Annotated in this window: 19 protein-coding genes and 1 pseudogene; 6 read left to right on the top strand and 14 right to left on the bottom strand. The window is 62.0% G+C overall.

From position 1 onward, the window contains the following. Nucleotide 1: 1 nt before the first annotated feature. The 11 genes and pseudogenes from K0H48_RS04815 to K0H48_RS04865 form a co-directional block, all read right to left on the bottom strand. A complete protein-coding gene (locus K0H48_RS04815) occupies nt 2-1,012 on the bottom strand; it encodes an iron ABC transporter permease (RefSeq protein ID WP_219266604.1) in 1,011 nt (336 codons plus the stop codon). Beyond that, nucleotides 1,009-1,956, bottom strand: coding sequence for an ABC transporter substrate-binding protein (locus K0H48_RS04820; RefSeq protein ID WP_219266606.1), 948 nt, complete (start codon nt 1,954-1,956; stop codon nt 1,009-1,011). The genes K0H48_RS04815 and K0H48_RS04820 overlap by 4 nt, the downstream gene beginning before the upstream one ends. Next, nucleotides 1,953-2,741 carry an ABC transporter ATP-binding protein gene (locus K0H48_RS04825; protein ID WP_219266607.1) on the bottom strand — a complete coding sequence of 263 codons (789 nt, stop codon included), beginning with the start codon at nt 2,739-2,741 and terminating at the stop codon, nt 1,953-1,955. The genes K0H48_RS04820 and K0H48_RS04825 overlap by 4 nt, the downstream gene beginning before the upstream one ends. A 139-nt stretch (nt 2,742-2,880) precedes the next feature. Next, nucleotides 2,881-4,989: a TonB-dependent siderophore receptor gene (locus K0H48_RS04830; RefSeq protein ID WP_219266609.1), complete on the bottom strand. Its 2,109-nt coding sequence runs from the start codon at nt 4,987-4,989 to the stop codon at nt 2,881-2,883. Between the two features lie 153 nt (nt 4,990-5,142). Further along, entirely contained in the window at nt 5,143-6,525 is a 1,383-nt protein-coding gene (locus K0H48_RS04835) for a PepSY domain-containing protein (RefSeq protein ID WP_219266611.1), read from the bottom strand. A 135-nt stretch (nt 6,526-6,660) separates the two neighbouring features. Continuing rightward, nucleotides 6,661-8,721 carry a TonB-dependent copper receptor gene (locus K0H48_RS04840; protein WP_219266612.1) on the bottom strand — a complete coding sequence of 687 codons (2,061 nt, stop codon included), beginning with the start codon at nt 8,719-8,721 and terminating at the stop codon, nt 6,661-6,663. Nucleotides 8,722-8,814: 93 nt separating this feature from the next. Then, complete coding sequence (locus K0H48_RS04845; RefSeq protein ID WP_219266613.1) at nt 8,815-9,225, bottom strand: DUF2946 domain-containing protein; 411 nt, start codon at nt 9,223-9,225, stop codon at nt 8,815-8,817. A 10-nt stretch (nt 9,226-9,235) separates the two neighbouring features. Further along, on the bottom strand, nt 9,236-9,718 hold the full coding sequence (locus K0H48_RS04850) for a copper chaperone PCu(A)C (protein ID WP_219266615.1): 483 nt from the start codon (nt 9,716-9,718) through the stop codon (nt 9,236-9,238). Nucleotides 9,719-9,764: 46 nt separating this feature from the next. Next, complete coding sequence (locus K0H48_RS04855; protein WP_068931263.1) at nt 9,765-10,160, bottom strand: DUF2946 domain-containing protein; 396 nt, start codon at nt 10,158-10,160, stop codon at nt 9,765-9,767. Between the two features lie 96 nt (nt 10,161-10,256). Next, nucleotides 10,257-10,544: an addiction module antidote protein gene (locus tag K0H48_RS04860; RefSeq protein ID WP_200431967.1), complete on the bottom strand. Its 288-nt coding sequence runs from the start codon at nt 10,542-10,544 to the stop codon at nt 10,257-10,259. After that, nucleotides 10,537-10,734: pseudogene (locus K0H48_RS04865) on the bottom strand (type II toxin-antitoxin system RelE/ParE family toxin); the annotation flags it as partial. The gene K0H48_RS04860 and the pseudogene K0H48_RS04865, both read right to left, overlap by 8 nt. Nucleotides 10,735-11,177: 443 nt before the next feature. Between K0H48_RS04865 and K0H48_RS04870 the strand changes: the two are divergent. After that, nucleotides 11,178-11,426, top strand: a complete 249-nt coding sequence (locus tag K0H48_RS04870) for a DUF6124 family protein (RefSeq protein WP_219266616.1) — start codon at nt 11,178-11,180, stop codon at nt 11,424-11,426. 119 nt (nt 11,427-11,545) lie between these two features. Here K0H48_RS04870 and K0H48_RS04875 read toward each other — a convergent pair whose 3' ends face one another. Beyond that, nucleotides 11,546-12,265: a cobalt-precorrin-6A reductase gene (locus K0H48_RS04875; protein ID WP_219266617.1), complete on the bottom strand. Its 720-nt coding sequence runs from the start codon at nt 12,263-12,265 to the stop codon at nt 11,546-11,548. After that, nucleotides 12,262-13,467 (bottom strand): precorrin-6y C5,15-methyltransferase (decarboxylating) subunit CbiE, encoded by a 1,206-nt coding sequence (cbiE, locus tag K0H48_RS04880; RefSeq protein ID WP_219266619.1) that lies wholly within the window; start codon nt 13,465-13,467, stop codon nt 12,262-12,264. The genes K0H48_RS04875 and cbiE overlap by 4 nt, the downstream gene beginning before the upstream one ends. A 38-nt stretch (nt 13,468-13,505) precedes the next feature. Between cbiE and cobG the strand changes: the two genes are divergently transcribed. The 5 genes from cobG (at nt 13,506) to K0H48_RS04905 (ending at nt 18,853) form a co-directional block, all read left to right on the top strand. Continuing rightward, nucleotides 13,506-14,852 carry a precorrin-3B synthase gene (gene cobG, locus K0H48_RS04885; protein WP_219266620.1) on the top strand — a complete coding sequence of 449 codons (1,347 nt, stop codon included), beginning with the start codon at nt 13,506-13,508 and terminating at the stop codon, nt 14,850-14,852. Then, a complete protein-coding gene (locus K0H48_RS04890) occupies nt 14,845-15,471 on the top strand; it encodes a precorrin-8X methylmutase (protein WP_138817048.1) in 627 nt (208 codons plus the stop codon). The genes cobG and K0H48_RS04890 overlap by 8 nt, the downstream gene beginning before the upstream one ends. Beyond that, on the top strand, nt 15,471-16,202 hold the full coding sequence (locus tag K0H48_RS04895; RefSeq protein WP_219266622.1) for a precorrin-2 C(20)-methyltransferase: 732 nt from the start codon (nt 15,471-15,473) through the stop codon (nt 16,200-16,202). Before K0H48_RS04890 ends, K0H48_RS04895 begins: the two co-directional genes overlap by 1 nt. Further along, nucleotides 16,202-17,839 carry a precorrin-3B C(17)-methyltransferase gene (gene cobJ, locus K0H48_RS04900; RefSeq protein WP_219266623.1) on the top strand — a complete coding sequence of 546 codons (1,638 nt, stop codon included), beginning with the start codon at nt 16,202-16,204 and terminating at the stop codon, nt 17,837-17,839. The genes K0H48_RS04895 and cobJ overlap by 1 nt, the downstream gene beginning before the upstream one ends. A 237-nt stretch (nt 17,840-18,076) precedes the next feature. Next, nucleotides 18,077-18,853 (top strand): hypothetical protein, encoded by a 777-nt coding sequence (locus K0H48_RS04905; RefSeq protein ID WP_219266624.1) that lies wholly within the window; start codon nt 18,077-18,079, stop codon nt 18,851-18,853. On the opposite strand, the gene K0H48_RS04910 is transcribed toward K0H48_RS04905, so the two are convergent. After that, a complete protein-coding gene (locus K0H48_RS04910; RefSeq protein WP_138817044.1) occupies nt 18,850-19,446 on the bottom strand; it encodes a MarC family protein in 597 nt (198 codons plus the stop codon). The two genes, K0H48_RS04905 and K0H48_RS04910, sit on opposite strands and share 4 nt — an antisense overlap. Between the last annotated feature and the right edge of the window lie 177 nt (nt 19,447-19,623).

Below are 19,623 nucleotides of genomic sequence, written 5' to 3' on the forward strand. Positions count from 1 at the left end.
TTCAACGCTTACGCATCAAACCGATAAAAAATAACCCGCCGATCGCTGCCGTGGCCACGCCAATCGGCAAGTCTTCGGGAGCGATCAAGGTGCGCGCAGCCACATCGACCCACACCAGGAACACGCTCCCCAGCAGCACGCATACCGGCAGCAAGCGTCGGTGCTCGGCACCCACCAGGCGCCGGGCGATGTGCGGCACCATCAGGCCGACAAAGCCGATGGAGCCGCTGATTGACACCAGCACGCCGGTCATCAGCGATGCGATCAGGAACACCTTGAGCCGCACGTTGCGTGCGTTCAAACCCAGGGTCACGGCGGTCTGTTCGCCGGCCATCAGGGCATTGAGCGCACGGGCCATGCCCAACAGCAGGGCCAACCCGAGCAGTATGGTGGCGGCAGGGACCGCCAGCAGTTCCCAGCGTGCCAACCCCAGCCCGCCGAGCATCCAGAACATCACCGCCGAGGCGGCGCGGTGGTCGCCCATGAACAACAGCAGGTTGGCCACCGCCATCATCACGAACGACACCGCGACCCCACACAGCAACAGGCGATCACTTTCCAGGCGGCCGTTGCGACTGGCGACGGCCAGTACCACCAGCATGCTCAGCAGCGCACCGATAAACGCGGCGATGGGCAAGGTCAGCAGGCCGATGATTTCACCCACATGCAGCACCACGATCACCGCGCCGAGGGTGGCACCGGAGGTCACACCGAGCAGATGCGGGTCAGCCAGCGGGTTGCGTGTGACCGCCTGCAGTACCGCGCCGATCAGTGCCAGCCCGGCGCCTACCAGCGCCCCCAGTAGCATGCGCGGCACACGGATCAGCCAGACGATATGTTCCTGGCCCACACTCCAGTCCACCCCACCCAAGCCGAACACCTTGTTCAGCAAAATTCGCCACACCACGTCCACGGGCACCCGCGCCGAACCGAACCCCAGGGAGATCACACAGGAGACCAGCAACAAGGCACCCAGGGCGCTCAATAACAGAACGTAGCGACGGGTGATCATTCGCCGTGGAACCCCTTGGCCAGGGTTTCAACCGCCAGCACGTTGTCGATGCCTGGTGTGGCCTGCATGTAGGGGATCACAATGAAGCGCTGGTACTTGATGGCGTCCACCGATTGCAATGCAGGGTTGTCGAGCAGGAACTGTTTCTTCTGTTCGGCGGTGACCTCGCTGTAGTCAACAATCACGATGACTTGTGGGTTGCGCTCAACGACGGTTTCCCAGTTGACCCGGGTCCAGCTGGCGTCGATGTCATCGAGAATATTGCGCCCGCCGGCGGCGTCGATCAGCGCCTGCGGCATGCCCAGGCGGCCCGAGGTCATGGCGCGGTCTTCGCCGCTGTCGTAAAGGAACACCCGTGGCTTGTCGGCGGGCAGGTCTTTTTGCACCTCGGCCACCTGCGCCTGCATCTGGGCGATAAGGGTATTGGCGCGATCCTGCACATCGAAGATCTTGCCCAGGTTGCGCAGGTCGTTATAGGTGTCGTCCAGGCTCGCGGCCGGGCGCTTCATCACAAACGCACACGACTCGGTCAACTCATACACATTGATGCCCAACGGTTGCAGGGTGTGCGGCGTGAGGTCGCCGCCCACGCGCATGCCGTAATCCCAGCCGGCGAAGAAGAAATCCACGTTGGCGTTGAGCAGGGTTTCCACCGACGGGTACTTGCTCGCCAGCTCCGGCAGGCCTTCGAGGATCGCGGCCATGTCCGGCGGCACTGACTTCCAGCCCGTCACGCCGCTGTAGCCGGCCATGCGTGGCTTAAGGCCCAGGGCGAGCATCATCTGGGTCATGTTGATGTCGTGGCTGACCGCGTGTTGCGGGGCTTGCTGGAAGGTCACGTCGCGGTTGCAGCTTTTGATTGTCAGCGGGTAATGGGTGCTTTCAGCGAGTGCGTGGGCAGTGCCGAGCAACAGAGGCAGAGACAGCAGGGCGCGCAGGATCATGGTTGGGTTATCCAGGTGATTCGGGGGTAGCCGGACAAGGGATGAGTGTCGATCAAGGCGTCGACGCCAAACACGTCGCGCAACAACGCGGCGGTCAGCACTTCTCGGGGCGTGCCACTGGCGACGATGCGCCCGTGGTTGATCACGTACAGGCGATCACAGAACGCGGCGGCCAGGTTCAGGTCGTGGATGCTGGCCAGGGTGCCGATGTTCAACTGCTTGACCAGCCTTAACAGCTCCAGCTGATAGCGCGGGTCGAGGTGGTTGGTTGGCTCATCGAGGATCAGTAGCTGCGGTTGCTGCGCCAGGGCGCGGGCGAGAATCACGCGCTGCTTTTCACCGCCCGACAGGGTGGCGAAGGCGTGGTCCTCGAAATGCTGCATACCGACGGATGCCAACGCTTGGCGGATCAGTTGCTGGTCGTGCTGGGTGTCGCTGTCGAACAACCCCTTGTGGGGCGTGCGGCCCATGGCGACCACTTCATCCACACGCAAGCCGAACGCGTCGGGGAATTCCTGCAGCACCACAGCGATGCGTTGCGCGCACCACTTGGCGCTTTGCTTCCAGACGTTCTGATGCGCAAACGTTACGTCGCCGCGCTCCGGCCGGGTGAATCGATAGGCGCAACGCAACAGGCTGGTCTTGCCGCTGCCGTTAGGCCCGATCAGCCCGACAAACTCCCCCGCACCGACCTGCAAGCTGGCGTCACGCAGCTGGAAGCGGTGATTGCAGTGGTCGTGGCCGGGTGGGGTCCAGCCAAGGTCGGTGAGGGTGAGTGAGGCCATCAATATTCTCAAGGTCAACGCAAATCGAAAATGTGCGAGCGGGCTTGCTCGCGAATACGGTGGATCAGTGAAATTTCCATTGCCTGACACACCGCATTCGCGAGCAAGCCCGCTCCCACATGAGTCCGTGCTGTTTCAGTTAGAAGGTGTAGTCCGCCGTGACGAAGAACGAGCGCGGTTCCCCGAGTATCCACTGTTGGCCGTTGTTGTACTGGCTGACGGCGTAGGTGCGGTTGAACAGGTTGTTCAGCTCAAGGCCCAGGGTGGTATTGCGCATGGCTTTCCACGATACGGTGGCGTCGGCCACGGTGTAGCTGGGTACTTCGCTGCTGTTGGCGGTGTCGGCATAACGGGCGCTGACGTAACGCACACCGGCACCGGCGCGAATGTCATCGGTCACCGCCTTGCTCAACCACAGGTTGGCGGTGCGGTTGGGCACGTCCACCGGGCGGTTGCCGTCGCGGGAAACCGCCTGGCCGTTGACCACTTCGGAGAAGTCGTCGTACTGCGCCCGCACAATGGCCGCGTTGGCTTGCAGCTGCCAGGCGTTGGGCAGTTGCAGGTCGAGGCTGGCTTCCAGGCCGTTGGAGGATTGCTGGCCGACTTGCTCCTTGAGCGTGGTGCCGGGGATGCTCACCAGCAGTTTCTTTTTGACGATGTGATAAGCCGCCAGGGTCCATTCGCCACGCGAGTCCCAGAACGCCTGCTTGAAGCCGATTTCGGCCTGTTTGGCGGTGGACAAGCCAAACTGCTGCTGGCTCGGGCTCAGGCTGATCAAGCTACCGACGCCGTCGGTGCTGGTGGCGTACTGGCCGTAAACCGAGGTGTTCGGAGTGATCGCGTAGACCAGGCCGGCTTTCCAGTTGTTGCCGGTCAAGGTCTTGTCGGAGTCTTGGTTTGCGGTTGTCAGGTCATTGCTGTCGATGTGCAGGTAGTCGCGGCGCGCGCCAGTGATCAGCGAGAGTTTGTCGGTCAGTTGCAGGCGGTTTTCGGCGAAGGCAGCGAGTTGTTTGGTGGTGCTGACCGACTGCGCAATAAAAGGGCTGTCGCTCACAAACGGTTGCGGCACTGGATGCTGAATATCCACCGGCTGGCCGCCGCCTGGCACGTCGTTAAACGGCGCGTTGCTGGCCAGGCGGAAGCGAATGCGGTTGTACTCGACGCCCGTCACCGTCTGGCTGTCGAGGCCCAACAGCGTGTGTTTGAAAGTGAAGGTCTGGCGGTCGCCGACCTGTTCCTGGTTGTGCTTGATGCCCAGGTAGTCCTGGCGCACCAGGCCGCCATTCACATAGTTGTAGCTCTCGGCGTTCTGCCAGCGGCGTTGGTTTTTCAGGTACGACAGCTCGTTGGTCGCGGTGACGTTGTCGTTGATCTGCCACTCGCTGGTCAGGCGCGTCCACTGGTCGTTGTAGTGCTGTTTGTCGTTGCTGACGTTGTAGTTCTTGTCGCGCAGGCCTTTGTGCAACTGACCGTTGATCAGCGGGGTGCCGTAGTAGTTCTGCGGGCTCTGGTCACCGTAGTCGTGGGCCAGGGTGAAGCTCAGGTTGTCGGCCGGCTGCCAGCGCAGCGCGCCGCTGACGAAATCGCTGGCAGAGTCGCCGCGCGCGATGAAGCCGTTGCTGCGCAGGCGGTTGACGTTCAGGCGGTAGCTCAGTGTGTCGGTCAGCGAGCCGCCGCTGTCCAGGGCTTGTTGCTGGCGGTCATCGGAGCCATAGCCGAGGCGGATGTGGTTTTCGATTTCGCCGCTGAACGGCTTCTTCGCAATGGTATTGATCACCGCGCCGGTGGCGCCCTGGCCGTACATCACCGAGGCCGGGCCGCGCAGCACATCCACGCGCTCAACCGACCAGGTATCCACCGGAAAGGTGGACGTGCCTGCGCCATCGAACATGCGCTGCCCGTCGTACAGCTGCAGCACCGAACTCTGCCCGGTAAACCCACGGGCCTGCAATGACGTGCCGCCGTCGCCCGGCGAACCGGTGCGGCTGATGCCGGTGGCGCGGGAAATGGCGTCCTGCACACTGGCGTCGCCGCGTTCGCGGATCTTCTCGCCGGTCTGGCTCTCAACGCTGCCTGGCGTTTGCAAGGCCGTGAGGTTCAAGCGCGAACCGGCAGTGGTCGGCGTGTTCAGGTCGACACGTTCGTCATCCACGGCGGGCGCGGTCACGGGGCTGGCGGGCAGGGTCAGCGCCTGGGCATTGTTGTGCAGGGCGAGCAGGCATACGCCGCACGCTAGGTACTTGTTCATCGGTCGATCAATCGCTTCTTGAAAGGGTGTGCTCGCCGCAGGGCGCGGCGAGCAACGATAACGCAGAAAGTGTTATAAGTTAACACTTATTGGCTGCGCGACAAAAGTCGCGCAAGGCTACAGGAGGCCTCTGCCGTGGGCATCTCGCCTACCTCATGCAGAACCTGAGGCAGATTCACGTTGGTTGAAAAGGCGCGCCAGCACCAGGCGATCCAACGCCCACACCAGGATCAACGATGCACCCACCAACGGAAAAATAATCGCCAGTGCGAACATGATCACCATCGCGGTTTTCCACTTCGGCAGGTCATGGCGCAACGGCGGAACTCCCAGCGCTCCTTGTGGCCGACGCTTCCACCAAATCACCACGCCACTCACCGCGCTGAGCAAAATCATCAAGCAAATCACCAGCACGATCAGCTGATTAACCCAGCCGAACATCTTGCCCTCATGCAGCATCACGCCGGTTTCGGTGGCGCGTGCGACGAGGTTGTAGTGTTCCCAGCGCACGTCGGCCAGCACTTTGCCGGTGTACTGGTCCACATGCAGGGTCGCATCATTGCGCGGGTCGTTGGCAAACACCGCCACGGTGAATACGCCTTCGGCGGTGGTGGGGAACGTGATGCTGTAGCCGGGTTCGACCTTGCGCGCGTTGGCCAGGTCGACCACTTGTTGCAGGCGTACCGTCGGCGCGGCAGGACCTGAATGCATAGCAGCGTGATGCATATGCTCGGCGTGGTCGCCGGACATCGGCATCGGCGTGTTTTCCATCGCCCACGGCACGGTCTGCTGGCTGGCGGTATTGAGGCTGCGCGCTTGCTGGTCGGACTGCGGCACGTTGTTCCACATCGCTGCGGGAAACTTGTTCCACAGCTCGGCGTATTGCTTGCCCCAGAAGCCGGTCCAGGTCATGCCGCTGAGCAGCATCACCAGCAAAAATGCCGCGCCCCAGAAACCGGTCACCGCATGCATATCGCGCCAGAACACTCGACCACGACTGTTGAGCCGTGGCCACAACACACCCGCCGAAGACTTGCCGCGAGGCCACCACAGGTACACGCCGGACACCACCAGCATCACGCCCCAACCAGCGGCGAGTTCTACCAGACGGTCGCCGACGGTGCCGATCATCAGTTCGCCATGCAATGCGCGGGCGATGGCTTGCAGGTTGTATTTGGCATCCTGTTCGCCGAGCACAGTGCCGCGATACGGGTCGACGAATACCGTCACTTCACGGCCATCGTTGTGCATCACGAATTGCGCGCTGCTGGTGGCGTCGGCAGGTGGCAGGTATTTGCTGATTTTGCCCTGGGGAAAAGCGGCCTGGGCGCGTTGCAGCTGCTCGTCGGCGCTCAGGGCATGCTCGGCGCTTTGCACGTTGAGCAGGTTGCCGTACATCAGCGGGTCTAGCTGGGGTTTGAACAGGTAGATGATGCCGGTGAGGGCCAGCAGCACCATGAAAGGTGCGACGAAAAGGCCGGCGTAGAAGTGCCAGCGCCAGGCCAGGTTGTAGAAGGAAATTTTTTGGGTGGTCATCATTAGGCTCCGCAAGGCTTTAGATATTTTTTGTCTGTCAGGGCGCTATCGCAGGCAAGCCAGCTCCCACAGGGGAATGAATGCATTCCAAGTGTGGGAGCTGGCTCGTCGGGCCGCCGCATCGCTGCGATGCTTTTAGAAGCTCATGTCGACTTTGGTCCAGAGCGTGCGCCCCGGCTCCTTGATGGCTTGCGGGTCGCTGGCCGGGTAGCCGAAGCCTGCGTTACCCGCCAGGTTCAGATGCTCGGCATAGGCTTTGCCGAACAGGTTGTCGACGCCGGTGCTGACCTTGAAATTTTTATTGATGCGGTACGCCGCGTTCAGCGAGAACACGCCAAAACCGCTGCTTTTGTCGAAGTCCTTGCCGACCACGTTGCCCTTGTTCTGGTCGATGCGGTTTTGCGCCGCGACCACACGCCACAAGGCGCCGGCGCTCCAGTCGTCCTGGCTGTAGGTGAGACCGAAACGCGCGTCCAGCGGTGGCATTTGCGGCAGCGCCTTGCCGTCGCTGGTGTTCTTGCCCCAGGCGTAGGCGAGGCTGGCGTCGGCTTTCCAGTGCTGAGTCAGCTTGTACGCCGCGCCGAGTTCACCGCCCATGATGCGTGCGTCGACGTTGCGGGCTTGGGAGGTGGTGCCCATCATGCCGGGCTTGTAGTCGAACAGGATAAAGTCCTGCACCCGGCCGATATAGCCCGAGGCCCAGGCTTCCAGGTCGGCGGTTTTGTATTGCGCGCCGAAATCGAGTTGGGTGGTTTTCTCCGGCTTCACGCCGTCGAAGGCATTCACCGAACCGACCGCACCGGTGTTGGGTGAAAACAGCTCCCAGTAATCCGGGAAACGCTCCGAATGGCCGAGGCCTGCGTAGACGGTGGTGGGCGTGTCGGCCAGGTCGTGCTCATAACGCACAAAGCCCGATGGCAAGGTGTCGGCGCGGGTGTCGTTAGCGGTCGGGTTGGGACGCGACATCATTCCCGAGCCCGTGCGCTGGCGCAAATCCTTGGCCGAGGCGCGGTCCAGACGCGCGCCGGTGATCAGCCGATCACGCTCGGCGGCGTACCAGGTCAGTTCGCTGAACACGCCGTAGTTATGGAAGTTGGCGTCTTTTACCCGTGGCAGATCCTTGTAGGTGTCGATGCCCATGCTGCTGCGCTGGCGATGCTCGTTGGTCTGCGCATCCAGGCCGCTGATCAGTTGCACATCGGCCCAGCGCCAGGTCGCCTTGATGCGTGCGCCGAGGGTGCGGCGGTCGACGTTGGAAGCCATCGGCCCCGCCATCATGCCGGTGCCGGATGGCGTGCGCAGGCTGTAGTTGTCCATCACATGGTCGGCGTAGTTGTAGTAGACCTGCGCTTCGACCTTATCCAGTACCTCACCGATATTGGATTTTTCAAACCGCAGCCCCAGGCTTTCGCGCAGAAACTGCGAACCGTCCATGCCGCGCCCGGCGTAGCGCGCTTCGCCATCGCCACGGCCGGCGGTAAGCTCCAGCAAGGTGTCGGCGTCGGGGGTGAAACCGACGGCGACATCGCCATTCCACTTGTCGTAGCGCGAAGCGACGGTGTGGTTATTGCCGTCCTTGTAGTCATCGGCGTGCGCCTGATTGCCGATCACCCGCACGTAGCCCAAAGGCCCACCGGCGGCGGCATCGACCACCTTGTCGAAGCGCCCGTTGGAGCCGGCCAGCACACTGGAGTTGACCCGCGTGCCCAGCTCGCCGAATTGCTCGGGCTCACGCTCGAACAAGATGGTGCCGGCGGACGCGCCAGGCCCCCAGAGCACGGTTTGCGGGCCTTTGATTACGGTGAGCTTGTCGTAGGTTTCCGGTGAGATATACGAGGTGGGTGCGTCCATCCGCCCTGGGCAGGCACCGAGCATCATGCCGCCATTGGTGAGGATATTCAGGCGCGAACCGAACATGCCACGCAGCACCGGGTCGCCATTGGTACCGCCGTTGCGCACCAGCGCAAAGCCGGGAATGGTCTTGAGGTAGTCGCCGCCATCGCTGGCGGGCACCGGTTGGCGTGGGTCTTTGGGATTGGTGACAACGGTCAGCGGTGAGCTGGGGGCGATCGCGGTGATGACCGTGGGGCTCAACTCATGCTCATCGGCGTGGGCCTGTGGCACCAGCAGTGCGCCGCACAGAACAGCGAAAACGGGGGTACATCCCAAACGGGAGTCAGCAGAAAACCTGGACATGACAAATTCCATCAATCAATCGTAAACAACACGGCCAGCAGCCTGCGGCTGTCTGTCTGGAGTCGGCCGGTGTGAAGTGATGCTGTGAAGTGCTTACGAAGCGATGGGCGGCGCGCGGCTGCGGGCGCCGGGGAAGATGCTCTGCCGGGCGTGGCCAAGGCGAGTGGCGGGCGTCAGGGCATTCGCCGGTGGCGGTGTGTCGAGGGTGACATGGGACACGCTGCCGGGCAGGGCGGGGCAACTGAACAGCAGGTCGCAATAACCGCACTTTGCCCAAAGGGCGTGGTGTTCGCTGGGGGCTTGCTGGTGTTCGCCATGGCCGCTCGAGGGCATGTCCATGGACATTTCCATCGACATACCGGCGTGATGATCCATCGGCATCGCTTGGGAAATCAGCGGACCGATAAAGATCATCAGCATGGCGAACAGGCTGATCCAACTGCCGCGCGCCAGGCTCATGGGCCCGCGGCGGTGTGGCAACAACCTGGCGCGAGGGGCGCCCATTTACGTTGGCCTATTGGGCGTGCATATGCTCGTGGCCGGCCATCGGCGGCGCTTTTTGTACCGAGACTTCAACCTGCACCGGGCCGGCTTTTTCGAAGTTCAGAGTGAGTGGAAAGTGTTGGCCGTCGCGCAGTTTGCTGCGGTCTTTGAGGTCCAGCAGCATCACATGGTAGGCCATAGGTGCGAAGGTCAGATCACCCTTGGCCGGTATGGCAACGGTGTCCACCTTTTGCATCTTCATCAAGTCACCCTGCATCACATGCTCATGCAGCTGGGCTTCGGCAGCCACGGGCGTATCGACGCTAACCAGGCGATCCGCGCTGTCACCTTGGTTATGAATCACAAAATAGGCGGCGACGGTCGGCGCATTCGGCGGCAATTCCTGGGACCAGGGATCGCTGACCAGCAAGTCGCCGGCCTTGTAGTCATCGGCATTGGCAGCACTGAACACCGGCAGCAACAAGGCAGCCAGCAGCAGGGAAGATTTAAGCATGGCAGTTCTCCAGAACGGTTCTAAACGCAGTTCACTTGCGAACGAATCAGACCGTTGGAGAGGCGCGGGGGTTGAGGCTCGGCCATTGCTGGCGCGGGGTCGGGGCTTGCAGTGCGGGCGGCGACAGGCCCGGCACCGCATCAAAACGCGTGACATACAGCTGCGGCACATGCCCCGGCAACGCCACCAGCGGTGGTGAACCCGAGCAACACCAGCAATGCTGCATGGCCGAATGATCTTCCTGGGGCGGCGTCGGGATGTCCAACTTGCCCAAGGCAATGGTCTTGAGACTGGCGCCATTGGAGGAACAGAAACTGCCCCACAGCAATTGCTGCACAGGGTCTTGCGACTGTTGCATCGCGCTGGCCAGCGGCATGGCAAAGGCGTTGAACAGCACTGCAAAGCAGGCGATCCACACAATTGCAAAGCGTTGACGGGCCATGGCGGACAATCCGTAGGGTTAAGCGATCAGGTGGGTATTTAGCCTGATCGGGGGGCATAAGTAAAAAGCGGCGGTGTGGTTTGGTGTCGCACCAGGTCAGACCGCAGTGGCGTGAAGCCTGAGGCCCAGCGCTTTCATTACTTTCATGATAGTCGCGAACTCAGGATTGCCAGCACTGGAAAGGGCTTTGTACAAACTTTCTCTTCCAAGGCCGGCGTCGCGGGCTACTTGGGTCATGCCTTGGGCGCGTGCGATGTTGTTGAGGGCTGAACGAATCAGTAAGCCGTCACCAGAGTCTTCTTCGAAAGACGCTTCAAGGTACTCGGCCATGTCTTCCGGGGTTTTGAGGTGCTCAGCTACGTCGAAATCTCTAAATTCAGTCATGGTTCACTCCTTTGCCAAATTCATCTGCAATCTGTTTAGCGCGTTGTATGTCGCGCTTTTGCGTTGATTTATCGCCTCCGATCAACAGCAGGTAAACCACCTCACCGATGCGCGTAAAGTAAACCCGGTACCCAGGGCCATAGTGGATGCGCATTTCCGATACGCCATTTCCTACGGTTTCGCATGCTGATGCAAAACCGCGAGAGGGGAGGTTAGGGCGAGGGCTTTTGGCTGTGCCAGCCAGATGGTTCGGAAGTATTTGTAGGTGGATTCGACTTTGGGCGGAGAAGCTAAATAGTTGGCCGTCCGGCTGGTTATTCGTGCAAACAGAAACGTCTTACAAGTCTTTGAGGTTGTCCCTAGGAAGGTGGAACTCTAGTCTGTGTACGCCGCTGCAAACTCAGCGGTCGGGCGTCGCGGCCCGGATTTCTCCAGACGCAAAAGCGTCATCGTCTCCTTTCAGTTGGCGCTTTTTTATCGTCTACTGTGCGGCGCTATGGCGGCTGTGCGCGGGATACCTTCGGGTATGCCGGTTGTTTCGGAGAATCGGTCCGCGAACCTGCGTACAGCTGCCACCCCCATCGTGTCGCGGCGATCAGTGGCAGCTCCTTTTTACTTCTCCGGAGCTTCACAATGATTAAACCCACCCCCAGTCCTCCCATTTGCCTATTCACCGTAGCCGACGGGATCAGCACCGAAGACCTGCTGGTCAACCTCAGCGAAACACTCGCCTCGGCCAATGCGCTGAGTTGCGACCTTGCGTTTGACCTGGATGGCCCAAAGCGAGAGGAATTGCTGGGCGTTGCGCAGTTGATTGAGCTGGCGCAATTGCTGGCTGAACGCGTGCATAAAGGCATAGGGCAGTCGACGGCAGCAGCCTGATAATGCATTCCAAGTGTGGGAGCGGGCTTGCTCGCGAAAGCGCAGTGTCAGTCAATTCATCCGGTGACTGACACACCGCCTTCGCGAGCAAGCCCGCTCCCACATTGGATAGGTGGTGTTTAGAGAGTGCTGGTTGCCTTTAGCACCGCTGCCACGTCGGTGAACTCTCTATCCACCCCCGCCAACACCGGCCGCTTCAACACCAGCACCGGCACCCCACGTTCGCGTGCCACTTCCAGCTTCGGCTCGGTCGCTGCACTGCCGCTGTTCTTGCTGATCAACACATCAATCTCACGCCGCTCAAACAACGCGCGCTCGTCCTCAATCAGAAACGGCCCACGCGCGCCGATGACTTCGCAGCGCGCATTGCCCGGATACACATCCAGTGCGCGCAGCGTCCAGAATTGATCGGCGGGGATTTCATTCAGGTGCTGCAGTGGCTCGCGCCCCAAGGTGAACAATGGGCGCTTGAAGGGTTTGAGTGCTTCTATCAGATGCGCCCAATCTCCCACCTCGCGCCAGTCGTCACCTGCCTGCGGCTGCCATGCCGAACGCCGCAACGCCCAGCAGGGAATGCCGCACACTTTTGCCGCCGTGGCAGCGTTCTGGCTGATCTGCGCCGCGTACGGGTGGGTTGCATCGAGGATCAGGCTGATCTGCTCATCGCGAACAAATTGCGCCAAGCCTTCAAACCCACCATAACCGCCGACGCGTACCTGGCAGGTGAGGTCTGTAGGCACGCGGCCCACGCCAGCCAAGCTGTAGATATGCTCAGGCCCCAACGTGCGGGCTATGGCCAATGCTTCGGTCACGCCGCCCAATAACAGGATGCGTTTCATAGCGGCTTGATCACTTCCAGCAAGGTAATCGGCAGCGCCTGACGCCAGGTGTCGAACTCGCCCAGTGGCTGGGCCTGGGCCACATGAATGCGGGTCAGTTCGCCGCCGTGTTCAGCGCGCCAGGCCATCAGGGTCATTTCGCTTTGCAGGGTTACGGCATTGGCGACTAAACGCCCACCGGGACGCAGGTGTTGCCAACAGGTGTCGAGTACGCCGTCGCGGGTGACGCCGCCGCCGATAAAGATCGCGTCTGGTGCCTCAAGGCCGAGCAACACATCCGGCGCCTTGCCGCGAACCAGTTGCAGGCCGGGCACACCGAGGGCATCGCGGTTATGCTCGATCAGCCCTTGGCGGCCTGCGTCGGCTTCAATCGCCAGTGCGCGACAACTCGGGTGCGCGCGCATCCACTCGATGCCGATGGAGCCACTGCCGGCGCCCACGTCCCAGAGCAATTCGCCGGGCATGGGCGCGAGGCGGGCGAGGGTCATGGCGCGCACATCGCGCTTGGTCAGTTGGCCGTCGTGTTTGAAAGCCGAATCCGGCAACCCGGCGAGGCGTGACAGGCGCGGGGTGTTGGCGTCGGCCAGGCAGTCGATGGCGACCAGATTCAAGTCCGCAACCGAGGCGTGTTGCCAATCAGCAGCCAGCCTGTCGATGCGCTGTTCGTTTGTGCCGCCCAAGTGTTCAAACACGCTCATCCGGCTGAGCCCGAAACCGGACTCGGCTAACAGCGCGGCAATCGCGGCAGGGCTGCGCCCGTCATTGCTCAACACCAGCAACCGCACGCCACTGGCCAGGTGCGCATTAATCGCCGCCAAAGGCCGCGCCACCACGGATAACGTCACCACCTCCTGCAATGGCCAGCCCAAACGCGCCGCCGCCAATGACACGGAGGACGGCGCCGGTAAAATCAGCAGTTCTTCAGCCGCCACCTGGCGCGCCAGACTGGCGCCTACGCCATAGAACATCGGGTCGCCGCTGGCCAGCACGCACACAGGCTCGCCGCGTCGCGCCAGCACCGGTTCCAGGGAAAACGGGCTTGGCCACAGCTGGCGCTCGCCACGAATACACACGGGCAGCAGGTCCAACTGGCGTTGGCCGCCTATAATCCGGGTGGCGCGCAACAGGGCGTGCCGGGCGTTTCTGCCCAGCCCCTTGAAGCCGTCTTCACCGATGCCTACAACCGTCAGCCAGGGCGACATATGAATTCCTTGAACGACATCCGACGGGCAGGCTTTTCATGCCGCCGGACAAAGCAGGCATAATACCGCGCCTTTACCCGTCAACCGGTAGCCCCGTGAACCCAACGCCTGCTCTGAATACCTTGCGCCCCTCGGCTTGTCCGGGGTTGCTGCGTATCGTCCAGGCGCTGGATGGCGGGATTTGCCGAGTCAAATTGGCCGGTGGTTCTATCACTGCCGCCCAGGCAGTTGCCGTGGCCGACGCAGCGCAGGCCTATGCGGGCGGGGTGATCGAAGCCACCAACCGCGCCAACCTGCAGATTCGCGGCATAGGCGCCGAGCAGGATGCATTGATCGCGCTGCTGCTGGCCGCAGGGCTTGGCCCCAGCAACGCCGCCGGCGACGACGTGCGCAACCTGATGCTCAGCCCCAGCGCCGGTATCGACCCGCAGATGCTGTTTGACACGCGTGCGCTGGCGGATCAGGTCCTCGCCACCCTGCAAAATCATCCACGTTTCCATGAACTGTCGGCCAAATTCGCCGTGCAGCTCGATGGCGGTGAAGCCCTGGCGATGCTCGAGCATCACCACGATCTGTGGCTGTCGGCGTTTGAACAGGCGGGCGAGACACTCTGGGCTTTTGGCCTGGCCGGTTGTCCGGGGCTGGATGCACCCTTGGCCGCTGTGCCGCTCGAGCAAGGCCATGCCCTGGTCGTGGCGGTGCTGGAAACGTTTCTCGACCTGGCGACACCGACGCAAACCCGCATGCGTCATTTGGCTGTGGATAACTTACTGGCCCACCTGAGCCTGCCGTTATTGCCGGTGGATGGGTTCAAACGCCCGGCCGGTGGGGCTTTGTTGCACCTGGGCACTTATCCACAACGGCAAAAAAACCTGTTCTATGTTGCCGCCGTTGCGCCGCTGGGGCGTCTGGACTCGATCATGCTCAAAGGCGCCGCGCAGCTGGCCAGTGAGTTTGGCGACGGCACGTTGCGTTTCACGCCGTGGCAGGGCGTACTGCTGCCCAACCTTAACAACCACGGCGCCGTGACTGCAGGCTTGGAGCGATTGGGCTTTCTCTGCTCAGTCGACCAACCCCTGGCGCGCATGATCGCCTGCACCGGCTCAAGCGGCTGTGGCAAAGGCCTGGCCGACACCAAGGCCGATGCCCTGCAACTGGCTGCGCTGCAACCCGGCCACGACGTACACCTGTCCGGCTGCGTGCGTTCTTGCGCTGCCGCACACACCGCGCCGGTCACCTTGCTGGCGGTAAGCCCCGGCCACTACGACGTCTATTTTCGCGAGGCAGCCCAACCCGGTTTCGGCCGGCTGCACGCACGCACTCTTTCCATTGAAGCGGCGGGCGCCCTGTTACGCGGCCGCACACGGAGCAACACCGATGATTGATTACATCCGCGACGGTCAGGAGATCTATCGCAACTCCTTCGCCATTATTCGCGCGGAAGCCAAGTTGGAGCGTATCCCGGCTGACTTGGAAAAACTCGCGGTGCGGGTGATTCATGCCTGCGGCATGGTCGACGCCATCGACGGCCTGCAGTTCTCCGAAGGCGCAGGCAAGGCCGGGCGCGATGCGTTGGCCGCAGGCGCGCCGATTTTGTGCGACGCGCGCATGGTCTCCGAAGGCGTGACCCGCGCGCGCCTGCCGGCCAATAACCCGGTGATCTGCACCTTGCGCGACGATAGCGTGCCAGAGCTGGCGCGGGAGCTGGGCAACACCCGTTCAGCTGCCGCGCTGGAACTGTGGCGCCCGCACCTGGAAGGCAGCGTGGTGGTGATCGGCAACGCGCCGACGGCGCTGTTCTACCTGCTGGAAATGCTCGACGCCGGCGCGCCGAAACCGGCGTTGATCCTGGGCTTCCCGGTAGGTTTTGTCGGTGCCGCTGAATCCAAGGCGATGCTGGCGGCCGACAGTCGTGGCGTGCCGTTTGTGATTATGCAAGGCCGCCTGGGCGGCAGTGCGATGGCCGCAGCAGCAGTCAACGCCTTGGCCACGGAGGTCGAATAATGCCTGTACGCGGACGTTTGATTGGCCTGGGCGTTGGCCCCGGTGACCCCGAACTGATCACCCTCAAGGCGCTGCGCCTGCTGCGCGAGTCGCCGGTGGTGGCGTATTTCGTGGCCAAGGGCAAGAAAGGCAATGCTTTCGGCATTATCGAAGACCACTTGGTGGCGCAGCAGACCCTGATGCCGCTGGTGTACCCGGTGACCACCGAAGTGCTGCCGGCACCGATGTCTTACGAGCAGATCATCAGCGACTTCTATGACAACGCCAGCCTCGATGTAGCCGCGCACCTGGACGCTGGCCGCGATGTGGCGGTGATTTGCGAGGGCGATCCGTTCTTCTACGGCTCCTACATGTACCTGCACGACCGTTTGGCCGAGCGCTATGAAGCCCAGGTGATCCCCGGCGTCTGCTCAATGCTCGGTGGCGCCTCGGTGCTCGGCGCGCCGTTGGTGTACCGCAATCAGAGTTTGTCGGTGCTCTCCGGCGTGTTGCCCCACGACGACCTCAAGCGCCGGCTGGCGGATGCCGATGCCGCCGTGATCATGAAGCTGGGGCGTAATTTCCCCAAGGTGCGCCAGGTGCTGCAAGAGCTCGGCCTGGCCGAGCGCGCGCTCTACGTTGAGCGCGCGACCATGGCTAATCAGAAAATAGTGCCGCTGGATCAAGTCGACCCGGCGTCTTCGCCGTACTTCTCGCTGATCATCGTGCCGGGTGAAAGGTGGCAAGGTTGATGCGCCCGGCGATTGTGATTCTTGGCCAGGGCAGCCTGGCGACGGCGCGCAAGATCGCACAGGTTTACCCTGGCGCGCTGATCCACGGCTTGGCCGGGCGGGTTGAAGGGGCGGACCAGGCTTACAGTGAGTTCGGCGCGACTCTGCGCCAGCTGTACCAGCAAGGCACGCCGCTGATTGCTTTGTGTGCTGCCGGTATCGTGATCCGCACGCTGGCGCCGCTGCTGCTGGAAAAAGGCGAAGAGCCGGCTGTGCTCGCCGTGGCCGAAGATGGCAGCGCCGTGGTGCCGTTGCTCGGCGGCCTGGGCGGTGTGAACCTGATGGCGCGAGAAATTGGCGCGGCACTGGGCGTCGCTGCGGCGATCACCACCAGCGGCGAGCTGCGTTTTGGCACTTGCCTGCTCAACCCGCCTGCGGGTTATGCGTTGGCCGATCTGGAGCTGGGCAAACGGTTTGTCTCGGACCTGCTGGCCGGCGAAAGCGTGCGCATCGAAGGCGTGGCGCCGTGGCTGGATCAGGCGAATTTGCCGCAGGATCAGCACGCACGTCTGGCGATTCACGTGGGCAGTGCCGAGCGCGTGCCGGCTGCCAATGAGTTGCTGATTTATCCGAAGACGGTGTGTGTCACCTGTAAGCCGAGCGTGGATTTAGCTACGCGCGTGCAAGCGGCTTTGCACGATGCAGGCATCGCCGTGCAATCGCTGGCCTGCCTGCTAGCCAGCGACACGCAGATGGCCGACGCCTCGTTGCAGCAAGCCGCGTTGGAATTAGGTGTGCCGTTGCGTTTTGCGCAAGTGGCGCAAGACGCGGACATCGTGATCACAGTGGCAGAGCAACCGCTGGACTTGTCGCACGTCGGCCGTGCCCGTGGCCGCCTGGCCGTGATCGGCCTTGGCCCTGGCGCAGCCGAGTTGATGGTGCCGGCGGTGAAGGCCGAGCTGGCGCGTTGCACCGATGTGCTGGGTTACGAAACCTATGTGCGCATGGCCGGGCCGTTCCGCGACGATCAAGTGCAACACTGCACCGACAACCGCGAAGAAATGCAACGCGCTCGCCACGCCTTCGAGTTGGCCGCTCAAGGGCGTTCGGTAGTGGTGGTGTCGTCCGGCGACCCTGGCGTATTTGCCATGGCGGCGGCGGTGCTCGAGGCGTTGCACGCATCCAGCGACCCGGCCTGGCATCAGGTTGAACTGGAAATCCTGCCGGGCGTTTCGGCCTCGCTGGCCACTGCGGCCCAGGCAGGTGCGCCGCTGGGGCATGACTTCTGCGTGATGTCGCTGTCGGACAACCTCAAGCCCTGGTCGATCATCGAAAAGCGCCTGGACCTTGCGTCCCAGGCCGACCTGGCGCTGGCGTTCTACAACCCGATCTCGCGTTCGCGGCCATGGCAATTGGGGCGCGCCCTGCAAATCGTCGCGTTGCACCGCACTCCCGAAACACCGGTGGTGCTGGGCCGCGACATCGGGCGCCCAGGCCAGACCCTGCGCGTTACTACGCTGGGGCAGTTGACGCCTGAGCAAGTGGATATGCGCACCATGGTGCTGATCGGTTCGTCCACCACCTGCGTATTCCCCCGCGCCGGTGGCGGCGAATGGGTGTACACGCCGCGCTGGTATGGCGAGAAACCCGCTTCCTGAAAACAGCCTGCGGCAAGTAAGAAGGCTCCGAGTAACACTGGGTGAAAACCTCTTGTTACTCGGGGCTTTTTCTTTTTTTGTCGATGAAAGAGCGAAGGTCTACCGGTACGCCTTGTTATTGCTGGGTGGCGTTTTTTCGACGGGTGCGCCAAGCGATGTTTGTGGCCTGGAAAGCGCGCTGGTCGCTGGACTAGTGTGAAGACAAGCCCCATGTGGGGTGCTTGTGGAGAACTGAAAATGGAGCGACATCACAAAAGGATCATCAGTGCTAAAAGGCGCAAGTTGATTGCCGCCTACAAGCTGCCAGGGGCACCGGGCGCCAAGCACTCGGCGCCGCTGGACGCGGAAGATGATAGCAATGCAGCCGTCGTCAACAATGGCGTGATCTCGTTTATCGAGGGCATGTCGGCGTTGAACCGTGAATACATTCGTAAAAGCTACCTGTTGGCCAGCAGTTATGTGAGTGATGTGCTGAAGGTGCAACGAGGGAGCGAGGCGTGGTACGACGAGTTTATCAAGGTGATGGTCAGCCTGGGCTGGTTGCCGGTGCGCAGCCGCTTTGAGCGGGTCTCAAGCTCCGACAAGGGGCTGACGGTGCAGGTGGCGGCACTGAGTATCATCGCGGCGCTGGCAGCCACTTCACTGGCCGGGCCGTTGCTGTCGGCATTGCCGAAACTGGCCGCCGATGCGCTGGAGGCCTTGAAGCATCAACCTGCGTTGTTTGAGTTGTTCAAACGCAACAGCACGGTGCACCAGGGCGGCGATTTTGGCTTGGCGTCCTGCGCTGAAACGGCGGGAGAGCTGATGATGGTGCTGGCGACTTACAGCACCCACGGTGTGAGCAAACAGTTGGGCCTGCCATTTCTGGAGTGGGACAGTTCTTCGGTCGAGGCTTTCAGCGGCCAGACTTGCCTGGTGCTCAATACCTCGATGGTCAACGAAAAAACCCTTCAACTGATGCGCGAGAGTGCCGGTGACAAGGTGCAACTGGCGATCGCGAAGTACCGGATTTAAGGCACCAGATAACCGCGCACACCGGTAAAGATGATCTGCGCGGCCAACGCACACACGAACAAACCCATCAACCGACTGACAATCTGCAAGCCCTGGTCACCCAGTATGCGTTCGATACGGTTGGACAAATACAGCACCACACCGACCGTGAGGCTGGCCAGGGCAATGCTGACGATAGCCATGAACTTGTCATCCCAGTGCGGCTGGCTTACGCCCATCACCAGCAGCGCACCGATGGTGCCGGGGCCGACCGTGAGCGGGATGGTCAGCGGTACGATGGTGACGTCCTGCTGCACATTGTCGGTCTGCACCGCTGACTTGCCCTGGGCCATGCCCAGGGCCGAGATAAACAGCACGCTGCCGGCGCCGATGCGGAAAGCATCCACGGTGATGCCGAACACGCTGAAAATCACCCTGCCGAACAGGTAGAGCAACACGCTCGACACCAGCGTGGCCAACGCGACTTTCCAGGCCAGGCGCCGCCGCTCTTTGCTGGAGTAACCACGGGTCAGGCTGATAAAGCAGGACAGCACGAAGAACGGGCTGTAGAGCACCAGCATTTTCAGGTAGACGCTGAATAACACGTGGAGCATGGGCGGCGGCTCGCGGGCGGTGGAGGTGGGGAGAGTCTATCAGGCGACGCAGATCAAATGTGGGAGCGGGCTTGTTGTGGCGAGCAGGCTTGCCCTGCGCTGGGCTGCGGAGCAGCCCCAATAAAGGCACTCTATTCTTTCAGAAAGAATGGGGTGATGGGTTTGGGGCCGCTTCGC

Origin of the sequence: Pseudomonas sp. Xaverov 259 (assembly GCF_019352915.1) — a bacterium.
GTDB lineage: Bacteria > Pseudomonadota > Gammaproteobacteria > Pseudomonadales > Pseudomonadaceae > Aquipseudomonas.